Annotated in this window: 10 protein-coding genes and 3 tRNA genes; 10 read left to right on the top strand and 3 right to left on the bottom strand. The window is 57.3% G+C overall.

The features are described from left to right. Positions 1-522 (bottom strand): serine hydrolase (locus tag BTN82_RS18910; RefSeq protein WP_186828420.1); only part of this gene is annotated, 522 nt, incomplete at its 3' end. Positions 523-791: 269 nt separating this feature from the next. Further along, entirely contained in the window at positions 792-1,646 is an 855-nt protein-coding gene (gene folD, locus BTN82_RS18905; protein ID WP_075120633.1) for a bifunctional methylenetetrahydrofolate dehydrogenase/methenyltetrahydrofolate cyclohydrolase FolD, read from the bottom strand. A 280-nt stretch (positions 1,647-1,926) separates the two neighbouring features. On the opposite strand from folD, the gene BTN82_RS18900 reads away from it, so the two are divergent. The 9 genes from BTN82_RS18900 (at position 1,927) to BTN82_RS18860 (ending at position 11,199) form a co-directional block, all read left to right on the top strand. After that, positions 1,927-2,003, top strand: a tRNA-Arg gene (locus tag BTN82_RS18900). Between the two features lie 40 nt (positions 2,004-2,043). Next, positions 2,044-2,119 (top strand) — tRNA-His (locus BTN82_RS18895). A 56-nt stretch (positions 2,120-2,175) separates the two neighbouring features. Further along, positions 2,176-2,260 (top strand) — tRNA-Leu (locus tag BTN82_RS18890). Between the two features lie 420 nt (positions 2,261-2,680). Further along, a complete protein-coding gene (gene tig, locus BTN82_RS18885; RefSeq protein WP_075120632.1) occupies positions 2,681-3,991 on the top strand; it encodes a trigger factor in 1,311 nt (436 codons plus the stop codon). Between the two features lie 93 nt (positions 3,992-4,084). Next, positions 4,085-4,726, top strand: coding sequence for an ATP-dependent Clp endopeptidase proteolytic subunit ClpP (clpP, locus tag BTN82_RS18880; RefSeq protein ID WP_016965272.1), 642 nt, complete (start codon positions 4,085-4,087; stop codon positions 4,724-4,726). A gap of 106 nt (positions 4,727-4,832) precedes the next feature. After that, a complete protein-coding gene (gene clpX / locus BTN82_RS18875; RefSeq protein WP_007927204.1) occupies positions 4,833-6,116 on the top strand; it encodes an ATP-dependent Clp protease ATP-binding subunit ClpX in 1,284 nt (427 codons plus the stop codon). A gap of 162 nt (positions 6,117-6,278) precedes the next feature. Further along, positions 6,279-8,675 (top strand): endopeptidase La, encoded by a 2,397-nt coding sequence (gene lon / locus BTN82_RS18870; protein WP_044464002.1) that lies wholly within the window; start codon positions 6,279-6,281, stop codon positions 8,673-8,675. 93 nt (positions 8,676-8,768) lie between these two features. Next, positions 8,769-9,098, top strand: a complete 330-nt coding sequence (locus BTN82_RS18865; protein ID WP_020296819.1) for an HU family DNA-binding protein — start codon at positions 8,769-8,771, stop codon at positions 9,096-9,098. 229 nt (positions 9,099-9,327) lie between these two features. Beyond that, positions 9,328-11,199 (top strand): SurA N-terminal domain-containing protein, encoded by a 1,872-nt coding sequence (locus tag BTN82_RS18860; protein ID WP_075120631.1) that lies wholly within the window; start codon positions 9,328-9,330, stop codon positions 11,197-11,199. Positions 11,200-11,253: 54 nt separating this feature from the next. Here the strand turns inward: BTN82_RS18860 and BTN82_RS18855 are convergent, their stop codons facing one another. Next, positions 11,254-12,459: an MFS transporter gene (locus tag BTN82_RS18855; protein ID WP_075120630.1), complete on the bottom strand. Its 1,206-nt coding sequence runs from the start codon at positions 12,457-12,459 to the stop codon at positions 11,254-11,256. A gap of 124 nt (positions 12,460-12,583) precedes the next feature. On the opposite strand from BTN82_RS18855, the gene BTN82_RS18850 reads away from it, so the two are divergent. Beyond that, a complete protein-coding gene (locus BTN82_RS18850) occupies positions 12,584-13,483 on the top strand; it encodes a LysR family transcriptional regulator (protein WP_075120629.1) in 900 nt (299 codons plus the stop codon). The last annotated feature ends 57 nt before the right edge of the window (positions 13,484-13,540 follow it).

Genomic DNA, 13,540 nt, shown 5'->3' with positions numbered 1-13,540 from the left:
CACGTTATGGATCGACAGCCCCGTCGGCTCGACATAGTGCGTGCTGCTCATGCCCAGTGCCTTGGCCTTGGCGTTCATGGCTGCGATGAAGGCTGCATATCCCCCCGGGTAGTGGTGGGCAAGGCTGGCGGCGGCACGGTTTTCCGACGACATCAGGGCAATCAGCAGCATTTCCTTGCGTGGCAGTTCGCTCTTGAGCTTGACCCGGGAAAACACACCCTTCATTTCCGGGGTGTTGCTGATATCCACCGAAATGTATTCGTCCAGCGATTGCTTGGCGTCGAGCACGATCAGGCCGGTCATCAACTTGGTCACCGAGGCGATAGGCACCACAACGTCGGGATTGCTGGAATAGATGATCTTGTTGGTCTGCAGGTCCAACAACATGGCGCTGCCGGAGGCAATATGCAGTTGAGAAGGGTCGCGCAGTGCTTCGGTGGTTTCGCGAGCGATGGCGCTCTGCGTGATAAAGGTGCCTGTAAATGCAAAAAAGAGGCTCAGGATAGAAAGACGGATTTTCACGCGGGCGGACTCATGGAGTGGATATGCCGTTCTGCAACGGGCTGCTTTCAAAAAAACGTTACATTTTATGAGTATGTGCCAGGAAAGAGCTACACGCCTGTGGGTAAAGGGCCCCGGGTAAATTAAATTTCATCTGTCGTACTTTTGCGCGGCGTTCTGCGTGGGGGATGGCTGTCGCAAGAGGACTCGCCTGCGGGGATTTGCTTCGGGCAGAAACAAAGAACCCCGCCAATGGCGGGGTTCTTTTTATCCGGGGTGTTCCCCCTGATTCAGTCGTGCAGCGTTTCGGCTGCATACAACGTATTTTCCAGCAGGCAGGCACGAGTCATCGGGCCAACGCCGCCCGGTACCGGAGTGATCCAGCCGGCGCGAGGCAGAGCGGTCTCATAGACCACGTCGCCCACCAGCTTGCCGTCTTCCTGGCGGTTGATGCCGACGTCGATGACGATGGCGCCTTCCTTGATCCACTCGCCCTTGACCAGGCCCGGCTTGCCGGCGGCCACGACCACCAGGTCGGCACGGCCGACGTGGCCGGCCAGGTCCTTGGTGAAGCGGTGGGTGACGGTAACGGTGCAACCGGCCAGCAGCAGTTCCATCGCCATCGGGCGACCGACGATATTGGACGCACCGACGACCACTGCATCCATGCCATAGAGATCGGCGCCAGTGCTTTCCAGCAAGGTCATGATGCCTTTCGGCGTGCAGGGGCGTAGCAGCGGGATGCGCTGGGCCAGGCGGCCGACGTTATAAGGATGGAAACCATCCACGTCTTTATCCGGGCGGATGCGTTCCAGCAGCTTGGAGGCATCGAGGTGCTCGGGCAGTGGCAATTGCAGCAGGACGCCGTCGATGTTCGGGTCATCGTTGAGCCGGTCGATCAGGCCGGCCAGTGCTTCTTGAGTAGTGTCTGTAGGCAAGTCATAGGCTTGCGATAGAAAACCGACCTCTTCGCAGTCTTTACGCTTGTGCGAGACATAAACCTGAGAGGCCGGGTCGCTGCCGACCAGAATCACCGCGAGGCCCGGAGTGCGCAGGCCTTGCTGGCGACGCTCGGCGACACGTTGGGCGATCTGCTGGCGCAGGCTGGCGGCGATCGCTTTGCCGTCGATTAGTTGTGCAGTCATGACGCGTGATTAACCATCGAGAGGGAGAGAAAAAGAGAACGCATTCTCGCATGTCAGGACGTGAGGGCAAAGGCGCTTGGTCCGCAAATTCCCCTAACCCCTTTAATTAAATGAATTTTTTTCAAAAAAGAGTTGACGACCTAACGGCTCGTCTATAACATTCGTCGCACTTGTCGGGCACAGCCTAGCACTGGTTAAGAAGGTCGGGCAGAGTTGATGTTTAGCTCGTAACGACTGAAAGCACTTAGTTTGTAATCGTTAAAGAATACAGATTAATAAGGCGCCCGTAGCTCAGCTGGATAGAGCATCCGCCTTCTAAGCGGATGGTCGCAGGTTCGAGTCCTGCCGGGTGCGCCATTAGGCAGCTTTGGCACAAGTAACGCAACAACGCAATATGGTGGGCGTAGCTCAGTTGGTAGAGCACAGGATTGTGACTCCTGTTGTCGTGGGTTCGATCCCCATCGTCCACCCCATATTCCGAAAGGCGCCAGATTAACAGTCTGGCGCCTTTGCTTTAAAAGCTTGATACGCGGACGTGGTGGAATTGGTAGACACACTGGATTTAGGTTCCAGCGCCGCAAGGTGTAAGAGTTCGAGTCTCTTCGTCCGCACCAATTAAGTAGCTATTGATATAGCAGATAACGGCGCAGCACCTGAAAAGGGCTGCGCCGTTTTCGTTTCAGCGGTCTGTTTTTCAGTGGGCGCGGGTAACGGTCCGGTGAGGTGACGAAACATTTGTCCTTCTGTCGCTGGAATGCTCAAGGTCTGGCGGTCGGATTGTGGGTTGGTCCGGCTTTCAGGGGTGCGATGCGTCATTCCTTCTATATATAGAAGCGTGGCGCAGAGGCTCCGGTTCGATTCGCTGTATTTGCTCTCAGGGCGAGGCTCAACTGTTGGCTCTCGCCTTTAAATCGCCAGCTGTTTTTTTACCCGTTTTCAGTAGGGTGACTTCTTGAGTTTGACCCACTAGAATGCATGCCCTTGATTCTGGGGTCGGAAACGGCCGGCTAACGTCTGTGCAACGAGGAATATCCATGCAAGTTTCTGTTGAAAATACTTCTGCTCTTGAGCGCCGCATGAGCATCACCGTGCCGGCTGAGCGCATCGAGACACAGGTCAACAAGCGTCTGCAGCAGACTGCCCAAAAGGCCAAGATTCCAGGCTTCCGTCCTGGCAAAGTCCCAATGAGCGTGATCCGTCAGCGTTATGAGGCTGATGCGCGTCAAGAAGCTGTGGGCGATGTGATCCAGGCCTCCTTCTACGAAGCCGTTGTCGAGCAGAAGCTGAACCCGGCTGGCGCTCCTTCGGTTGAACCCAAGGTTCTGGAGAAGGGCAAGGATCTGGAATACGTCGCAACCTTCGAAGTGTTCCCTGAGTTCACCGTCGCCGGTTTCGAGTCCATCGCCGTTGAGCGCCTGAGCGCCGACGTGGCTGATGCCGATCTGGACAACATGCTGGAAATCCTGCGCAAGCAGAACATTCGTTTCGAAGTGGCCGATCGCGCTGCCCAGAACGAAGATCAGCTGAACATTGACTTCGTCGGCAAGGTCGACGGCGAAGTGTTCGCAGGTGGTTCCGCCAAGGGTACTCAACTGGTGCTGGGTTCCGGCCGCATGATCCCTGGCTTCGAAGAAGGTCTGGTCGGTGCTAAAGCGGGCGAAGAGCGCGTTCTGAACCTGACTTTCCCAGAGAACTACCAGAACCTGGACCTGGCTAACAAAGCCGCCGAGTTCACTGTTACCGTCAACACCGTTTCCGAGCCTAAGCTGCCAGAGTTGACCGAAGAGTTCTTCGCTCAATTCGGTATCAAGGAAGCTGGTCTGGAAGGCTTCCGCACCGAAGTTCGCAAGAACATGGAGCGTGAGCTGCGCCAGGCCATCAAGTCCAAGGTCAAGAACCAGGTAATGGACGGTCTGCTGGCCGCCAACCCGATCGAAGTGCCTAAGGCTCTGCTGGACAACGAAGTGAACCGTCTGCGCGTTCAGGCCGTTCAGCAGTTCGGTGGCAACATCAAGCCTGATCAACTGCCGGCCGAGCTGTTCGAAGAACAAGCCAAGCGTCGTGTTGTGCTGGGCCTGATCGTGGCTGAAGTGGTCAAGCAATTCGACCTCAAGCCTGACGAAGATCGCGTGCGCGAGCTGATCCAAGAAATGGCTTCTGCTTATCAAGAGCCAGAGCAGGTTGTGTCCTGGTACTACAAGAACGAGCAGCAGCTGAACGAAGTCCGTTCGGTTGTGCTGGAAGAACAAGTTGTGGATACTGTTCTGCAGAAAGCTAGCGTGACCGACAAATCGGTCTCTTACGAAGAAGCGGTCAAGCCGGTAGAAGCACCACAAGCCGACTGATTTTCTACTCGTTCGAAAATACACACCATAAGCCAGCCTTCGTGCTGGCTTATGCGTATTCAAGACATGACTATTTGGGAGTGACTGCAGGACATGTCCCGCAATTCTTATTATCAGCAGAGCTCTGACATCCAGGCCGCAGGTGGCCTGGTCCCGATGGTTATCGAGCAGTCCGCCCGTGGCGAGCGCGCCTATGACATCTATTCGCGCCTTCTCAAGGAGCGAGTGATCTTCCTGATTGGCCCGGTAGAAGACTACATGGCCAACCTGGTCGCGGCACAATTGCTCTTCCTTGAAGCGGAAAACCCGGACAAGGACATCCATCTTTACATCAACTCGCCAGGCGGTTCGGTGACAGCGGGTATGTCGATCTACGACACCATGCAGTTCATCAAGCCAGACGTTTCCACCATCTGCATCGGCCAGGCCTGCAGCATGGGTGCATTCCTGCTCGCCGGTGGCGCGGCAGGCAAGCGTCACTGCCTGCCTAACTCGCGGATGATGATTCACCAGCCATTGGGCGGTTTTCAGGGGCAGGCGTCGGATATCGACATCCATGCCAAGGAAATCCTCCATATCCGTTCGCGTCTGAACTCGCTGTTGGCTCATCACACTGGGCAGAGTCTCGAGACCATCGAGCGCGACACCGAGCGCGACAACTTCATGAGCGCAGAGCGTGCGGCTGAATACGGCCTGATTGACTCCGTGATCAACAAGCGTCAAATGCCTGCCTAAGCAACTCAAATGTAGGTGGTTGGTTTAACCGGCCACCTGCGGACTTGAAAAAGCCCGCAATTGCCTTCATCTTGTGTTGCAAGCCTATCGGATTTGGATCGATCGAATGACTGACACCCGCAACGGCGAGGACAACGGCAAACTGCTTTATTGCTCCTTCTGTGGCAAAAGCCAGCATGAAGTACGCAAATTGATTGCCGGCCCCTCGGTCTTTATCTGCGACGAGTGCGTCGACCTGTGCAATGACATCATCCGTGAGGAGGTGCAGGAGGCACAGGCTGAAAGCAGCGCGCATAAATTGCCTTCGCCTAAAGAAATCAGCGGCATCCTTGATCAGTATGTGATTGGTCAGGAACGTGCGAAAAAGGTTCTGGCTGTAGCGGTATATAACCACTACAAGCGCCTCAACCAGCGTGACAAAAAGAATGACGAGGTCGAACTGGGCAAGAGCAACATCTTGCTGATCGGCCCGACAGGTTCGGGTAAGACTCTGCTGGCAGAGACCCTGGCGCGCCTGCTGAATGTACCGTTCACCATTGCCGACGCCACCACCCTGACCGAAGCCGGTTATGTGGGTGAGGACGTCGAGAACATCATTCAGAAACTGCTACAGAAGTGCGATTACGATGTAGAGAAGGCCCAGATGGGTATCGTCTATATCGATGAGATCGACAAGATTTCCCGCAAATCTGACAACCCTTCGATTACTCGCGATGTTTCGGGTGAGGGTGTGCAGCAGGCACTGTTGAAATTGATCGAAGGCACTGTTGCTTCCGTTCCGCCTCAAGGTGGTCGCAAGCATCCACAGCAAGAGTTCCTGCAGGTCGATACGCGCAATATCCTGTTTATTTGCGGTGGTGCGTTCTCGGGTCTGGAAAAGGTTATTCAAAACCGCTCCACTCGCGGCGGCATTGGCTTCAATGCTGAAGTTCGCAGTAAGGAAGAGGGTAAGAAAGTCGGCGAGTCGCTGCGCGAAGTCGAGCCGGACGATCTGGTCAAGTTCGGCCTGATTCCAGAGTTCGTGGGCCGTTTGCCGGTTCTGGCAACCCTGGACGAATTGGACGAGGCGGCGTTGATTCAGATCCTCACCGAGCCGAAGAACGCCTTGACCAAGCAGTACGCCAAGCTGTTCGAGATGGAAGGCGTGGATCTGGAGTTCCGTACCGATGCTCTCAAGTCGGTCGCCAAGCGTGCGCTTGAGCGCAAGACGGGTGCTCGCGGATTGCGTTCGATTCTAGAAGGCGTGTTGCTCGACACTATGTACGAGATCCCCTCGCAATCCGAGGTGAGTAAAGTAGTGATCGACGAAAGCGTTATAGAAGGCAAGTCCAAGCCACTGTATATCTACGAGAACAGTGAGCCGACTGCCAAGGCAGCTCCGGACGCCTAAGTGCCGGACTGCTGGTTTGACAGAAGGGGCCTTCGGGCCCCTTTGCTTTTACTGCCTTAAAGTACTGTCCTTGAGCTTGTTTTTTTTCCAGGCAGCCCCCATCTTGGTTTCAAGCTTACTTCCATCTGTTTACGGCCTTATGGCCGCCATAGAGGCGAAATCATGAAGACAACCATCGAATTGCCTCTCCTGCCATTGCGTGATGTCGTGGTCTATCCGCACATGGTTATCCCGCTGTTCGTGGGGCGCGAGAAGTCTATCGAAGCCCTCGAGGCCGCGATGACGGGCGACAAGCAGATTCTTCTGTTGGCTCAGAGAAATCCTGCTGACGACGATCCCGGTGAAGATGCGCTCTATCGCGTTGGCACCATCGCTACTGTTTTACAATTGCTCAAGCTGCCCGACGGTACCGTCAAGGTCCTGGTCGAGGGCGAGCAGCGCGGTACCGTCGAGCGTTTCAGTGAAGTAGATGGCCACTGCCGCGCCGAAGTCGCCCTGATTGATGAGGTGGACGCTCCTGAGCGCGAGTCGGAAGTTTTTGTCCGTAGCTTGTTGTCCCAGTTCGAGCAGTATGTGCAGTTGGGCAAGAAAGTCCCTGCCGAAGTGCTGTCGTCCCTCAATAGCATCGATGAGCCGAGCCGTCTGGTAGATACCATGGCCGCTCACATGGCGCTGAAAATCGAGCAGAAGCAGGAAATTCTCGAAATCATCGACCTGTCGGCGCGTGTCGAGCATGTGCTGGCCTTGCTGGATGCGGAAATCGACTTGTTGCAGGTCGAGAAGCGCATTCGCGGTCGCGTGAAGAAGCAGATGGAGCGCAGCCAGCGTGAGTACTACCTGAATGAGCAGATGAAGGCCATTCAGAAAGAGCTGGGCGACGGTGACGAAGGTCACAACGAAGTCGAAGAACTGAAAAAACGTATCGATGCTGCCGGCTTGCCGAAAGATGCTCTGGCCAAGGCTCAGGCCGAGCTGAACAAGCTCAAGCAGATGTCGCCGATGTCGGCCGAAGCCACGGTGGTGCGTTCGTATATCGATTGGCTGGTTCAGGTGCCGTGGAAGGCGCAGAGCAAGGTCCGCCTGGATCTGGCGCGTGCCGAAGACATTCTTGATGCCGATCACTATGGGCTCGAGGAAGTCAAAGAGCGGATTCTCGAATACCTCGCCGTACAAAAGCGCGTAAAGAAAATTCGTGGGCCGGTGCTGTGCCTGGTCGGGCCTCCTGGGGTAGGTAAAACCTCCCTGGCCGAGTCGATCGCTCACGCGACCAACCGCAAATTTGTCCGCATGGCTCTCGGTGGCGTGCGCGATGAAGCGGAAATTCGCGGCCACCGCCGGACCTACATCGGTTCGATGCCGGGAAGATTGATTCAAAAGATGACAAAGGTGGGCGTTCGCAACCCGTTGTTCCTGCTCGATGAAATCGACAAGATGGGCAGCGACATGCGTGGTGATCCGGCCTCGGCATTGCTCGAGGTGCTCGATCCCGAGCAGAACCACAACTTCAACGACCATTACCTGGAAGTCGATTACGACCTCTCCGATGTGATGTTCCTTTGCACCTCCAACTCGATGAATATTCCGCCAGCATTGCTGGACCGGATGGAGGTGATTCGTCTGCCGGGTTACACCGAAGACGAGAAGATCAACATCGCGGTCAAATACCTGTCGCCCAAGCAAATCCAGGCCAATGGCCTGAAGAAGGGCGAGCTGGAGTTCGACGAAGAAGCCATTCGCGACATCATTCGGTACTACACCCGAGAGGCTGGCGTGCGTGGGCTTGAGCGCCAGATTGCCAAGGTTTGCCGCAAGGCGGTCAAGGAGCATGCGCTGGAAAAACGCTTCTCGGTGAAGGTCACTTCCGACCTGTTGGAGCATTTCCTCGGTGTGCGCAAATTCCGCTACGGCTTGGCCGAGCAGCAGGATCAGATCGGCCAGGTAACCGGCCTGGCCTGGACTCAGGTCGGCGGCGAGTTGCTGACCATCGAAGCGGCCGTGGTGCCTGGCAAGGGCCAGTTGATCAAGACCGGTTCGCTGGGCGATGTGATGGTCGAATCGATCACCGCGGCATTGACCGTCGTGCGCAGTCGGGCGAAGAGCCTGGGAATCCCCCTGGACTTCCATGAGAAGCGCGACACGCATATCCACATGCCCGAAGGCGCGACCCCGAAAGACGGTCCTAGCGCGGGCGTAGGCATGTGCACGGCCCTGGTTTCGGCGCTGACCGGCATTCCGGTGCGAGCTGATGTGGCCATGACCGGGGAAATTACCCTGCGTGGTCAGGTGTTGGCGATCGGCGGTTTGAAAGAGAAACTTCTTGCAGCACATCGCGGCGGAATCAAGACGGTCATCATTCCTGAAGAAAATGTGCGCGATTTGAAGGAAATTCCTGACAATATCAAGCAGGATCTGCAAATTAAGCCAGTTAAATGGATTGACGAAGTCCTCCAAATTGCGCTGCAATACGCGCCGGAGCCCTTGCCGGATGTGGCTCCCGAGATAGTTGCAAAGGATGAAAAACGCGAGTCTGACTCTAAGGAAAGAATTAGCACGCATTAGTACGCATTAGCCTGGGGGGCTTCCTTGACAGCTTTTTAGAGCCCTTGTTATAAAGCGGCTCTTAAGTGTCTGTAGGCCATTCAGCACTGGTTTTTGCTTTCACCAAAAAACTTAGAATCATACTCAAATAGATATATAAGGGGACTTAGAGTGAACAAGTCGGAACTGATTGATGCTATCGCTGCATCTGCTGATATCCCGAAAGCTGCTGCTGGCCGTGCGCTGGATGCAGTAATCGAATCCGTCACTGGCGCTCTTAAGGCTGGCGACTCCGTTGTACTGGTTGGTTTCGGTACTTTCTCTGTTACCGATCGTCCTGCTCGCATTGGTCGTAACCCACAGACCGGTAAGACGCTGGAAATCGCTGCAGCTAAAAAACCAGGTTTCAAAGCCGGTAAAGCACTGAAAGAAGCCGTTAACTAAGCTTCCTTCAAGCCTTTGCCTACCCGGGTCGGGGTCTTTCCCGACCTGGCAGCGGAGCGGTAGGGCAGCCGGTTATACGGCCTGTCTCATCGGGGATCGAGGATTCGACCCCCTGTCCGCTCCGCCAGTTACGAGAAAGGCGCATCCTCGGATGCGCCTTTCTTCTATCCGGACTCTACCCACGCTCCACGGTTGCTTAATTTGAAGTACGACCGTTTCTGGGGGACGCATGCTGCAAAATATCAGGGACAATTCACAAGGCTGGATTGCCAAGACCATTATCGGGGTCATCGTCGCACTGATGGCGCTGACCGGTTTCGACGCCATTTTTCAAGCCACCTCCACCAGCAAGGACGCGGCCAAGGTCAATGGCGAAGAAATCACCCAGAACGAGCTGAGCCAAGCGGTCGATATGCAACGCCGTCAGCTCATGCAACAGCTGGGCAAGGATTTCGACGCTTCGTTGCTCGACGAGAAGATGCTGCGCGAAGCCGCCCTCAAGGGCCTGATCGATCGCAAGCTGCTGCTGCAAGGCGCGGAAAGCGCCAAGTTCGCTTTCTCTGAAGCCGCTCTGGACCAGGTGATCCTGCAAACGCCGGAATTCCTCGTGGACGGCAAGTTCAGCCCGGAGCGTTTCGACCAGGTGGTTCGCCAGCTGGGCTATAGCCGGATGCAGTTCCGCCAGATGCTGGCTCAGGAAATGCTCATAGGCCAGGTACGTGCCGGCCTGGCTGGCAGCGGTTTCGTGACCGATGCCCAGGTGCTGGCATTCGCCCGCCTGGAGAAACAGACTCGCGACTACGCCTCGCTGACCATCAAGGCCGATCCGGCTGCGGTCAAGCTGACCGATGACGAGGTCAAGGCCTACTACGACGAGCACGCCAAGGAATTCATGTCGCCGGATCAGGTGGTCATCGACTATCTGGAATTGAAGAAGGCTTCCTTCTTCGATCAGGTCAACGTCAAGGATGAAGACTTGCAGGCGCTGTACCAGAAAGAAACCGCCAACCTGTCCGAGCAGCGTCGTGCCGCGCACATCCTGATCGAAGTGAACGACAAGGTGAACGAGGCGCAGGCCAAGGCCAAGATCGAAGAGATCCAGGCTCGCCTGGCCAAGGGCGAAAGCTTCGAGGCCCTGGCCAAGGAGTTCTCCCAGGACCCGGGTTCGGCGAACAACGGCGGTGACCTGGGTTACGCCGGTCCTGGCGTCTTCGACCCGGCCTTCGAGGAAGCGCTGTACGCGCTGAACAAGGACCAGGTTTCGGCGCCGGTACGCAGCAGTTTCGGTTTCCACCTGATCAAGCTGCTGGGGGTCGAGGCGCCTGAGGTACCGAGCTTCGCCAGCATGAAAGACAAGCTGACCCGCGAGCTGAAAACCCAGCAGGTCGAGCAGCGTTTTGTCGAGGCGACCAAGCAGCTGGAAGACTCCTCCTTCGAGGCGTCGGACCTGGCCCAGCCGGCTCAAGAGCTGAAACTGACCGTACACACGACCGCACCGTTCGGGCGTGAAGGGGGCGAGGGTATCGCCGCCAACCGCACCGTGGTTCAGGCTGCTTTCAGTCCTGAAGTGCTGGATGAAGGTGCCAACAGCACCGCCATTGAGCTGGACCCGGAAACCGTGGTGGTCCTGCGTGCCAAGGAGCATCGCAAGCCAGAGCAACTGCCGCTGGAGAGTGTTGCCAGCAGCATCCGCACGCAATTGGCCAAGGAGCACGCCAGTGCTGCCGCCAAGGCCAAGGCCGATGCCTTGATCGCCAGCCTGCGCGAAGGCAAGACTGCGCTGAAAGCTCCGGTGGAAGGTCAGAACTGGAAGGTTGCGCAAGCGGTGACCCGCGGCCAGGAAGGCATCGAGCCGATCGTCTTGCAGACGCTGTTCCGCATGACCAAGCCTGCAGCCAAGGATAAGCCGACCTTCGCCAGCGTGACCCTGTCGGACGGCAGCCTGGTCGTGCTGCAACTCAACGGTGTGAACGAAGCGGCTGCGCCGACTGACGAAGAGAAGGCCCAGTATCGTCGCTTCCTCGCGTCGCGCGTGGGTCAGCAGGATTTCGCGGCCTATCGCAAGCAGTTGGAAAACCAGGCTGACATCAAGCGGTTCTGATGCCTGACTGAAGCAACAAACGAAGACCCCGGCCAACTGCCGGGGTTTTTGTTTTCAGCGTAGGGCGGGAAACCCATGGCGCCGGGCGCTCATTGCCACCCACAGGCACGCCAGCAGTAGGCCGATGATGACCCAGGGAAAGGACAGCACTCCGGGCCCTTCCAGCAGTAGGCCGCCCACCAGCCCGCCGCCGGCGATGGCCAGGTTCCAGGCGGTCACCAACATCGACTGTGCGGCGTCGGCAGAGGAGCCGGAAGTTTTCGCCAGGGCTGTTTGCAGCAGTGTGCCGAGGCCGCCGTACGACAAGCCCCAGAGGACCATCGAGGCATAGACCGCGGTAGGCGCATCGGGACGGAACGCCAGCAGCAGTGCGCAGAGGCCGAACAGGGTACAGCTGACGAGCACCAACTGACGTAACCATCGATCGATCAGTAGGCCGACGATCCAGATGCTTAGCACTGCGGTCAATCCAAATACCAGCAACACCCGATCAATCTGCCCGGTGATGCCGGCCGGTGCCAGGAGCGGCGCTATATAGGTGTAGAGGATGTTGTGGCCCAGGACATAAGCGAGGGTCACGAACAGGACAGGCTTGACCCCGGGCAGGGCGAATACACTCAGTAGCGACAGGCGCTTTTCACTGCGCAGACCAGGAAAATCTGGCACTTGCCAGCGCACCCAGCCGAGTAGAATCAGGGTCAGCAGAGTCATCAAGGCAAAGCTTGCCCGCCAACCCACCAGCGCGCCGAGCAGCGTGCCCGCCGGGACTCCCAGGGACAGCGCCAGGGGGGCGCCGAGCATGGCGACGGCGATGGCTCGGCCTTGCAGGTGCGGTGCGACCATACGGCTGGCATATCCAGCCAGCAGGGCCCAGAGCAGCCCGGCAAATATCCCAGCAAAAAAGCGTGCAACCAGGATTAGGCTGTAGTCGGTGGAGAGGGCGGTGACGCTGTTGACCACGGCAAAACCGCCTATGGCGATCATCAGCAAGGGACGGCGGCGCCAGCCTTGTGTGAGGATCACCAGGGGAATCGCCGCCAGCAACGAACCAATGGCGTACAGCGTCACCAACTGGCCGACCAGCGCGGGTGACACCTCCAGGTCCTGGCTCATCTGTGGCAGCAGGCCCGCGGGCATGGCTTCGGTAAGGATGGTAATGAATCCAGCGGTTGCCAGCGCCAGCAGGCCACCCAATGGAAGTCGGTTGCAGCGCCTGGACTCGATGTCCAGCAGGTCGACAGTGGCAAGAGGTTCGGTCATGGTTTCCGGCTCGCTACAGGTTTCAGGACGTAAGGAGGCCGAGGTTAGGACGCTATGGTTAAGAGAAAAATAGGCTAAGGTTCCGAACTTATCGGATACCTATGTCCGCAATGCTGAGGTCGCGATGGATTGGTTGAGTAATATCTCTGTCTTCCTGCATGTGGCGAAAACCCGCAGTTTTACCGAGGCGGGGCGGTTGCTGGGGGTATCGTCTTCGGCCGTCGGCAAGAGTATCGCGCGGCTTGAGGAGCGCCTGGAGACCCAGTTGTTCCATCGCAGTACTCGCAGCATCACCCTGACCGCCGAAGGCGCGAGTTTTCTCGAGCGTTGCCGCAGGATTGTTGCCGAAGTCGAGGCGGCCGAGTTCGATCTGTGCAAGTCTTCCAATGCTCCGCGGGGCAAGTTACGGGTCAGCCTGCCGCAGATTCATGGTTTGGTGATGCCGGTGTTGGTGGAGTTCATGCAGCGGTATCCGGAGATTGAGCTGGATATCGAGCTGACGGACCGCATGGTGGACGTGGTGGAGGAGGGGTTCGATGCCGTGATACGTACCGGTAGCCCGGGTGATTCACGGCTGGTGGCCCGGCCCTTGGGGCAGTTCCGCGTGGTGCTGGTGGCTACGCCTGAGTACTTTCGAGAGCATGGCGTTCCACAGGTGCCCGCAGACCTGGCTAGCCACGGGTGCTTGCGGCACATATTCCACAGCACGGGCAAAGTCGAACACTGGCCGTTACGACGAACGGCCGATACCCCCGAACCGCTGTTACCGACACGTTTTGTCAGTACCTCCATTGAAGCGGTGGACCACGCGGTACGGAGTGGCCTGGGGATCGCCTGCCTGCCCGATTTCATGGTGCACGAAGCTGTCGCGCGAAGAGAGTTGCAGCAAGTGCTCGATGAGCATCTTGAATACAGCGGCACCTTCTGGCTGCTCTGGCCTGCGAGCCGGCACACCGCCGCCAAGCTGCGGGTGTTCATCGACCACCTGTGCGCGCGACTTTTTCCGCTGAACCGTGGTCAGTAAACATGTATTAATTTTAAGACACTAATCCGCGCGCTCTGTGACCCCGAACTGTTGCAC

The organism is Pseudomonas chlororaphis (assembly GCF_001921865.1).
GTDB classification, from domain to species: domain Bacteria; phylum Pseudomonadota; class Gammaproteobacteria; order Pseudomonadales; family Pseudomonadaceae; genus Aquipseudomonas; species Aquipseudomonas chlororaphis_D.
The sequence above is the reverse complement of the archived record's forward strand: the minus strand, read 5'-3'. Positions and strand labels throughout refer to the sequence as shown.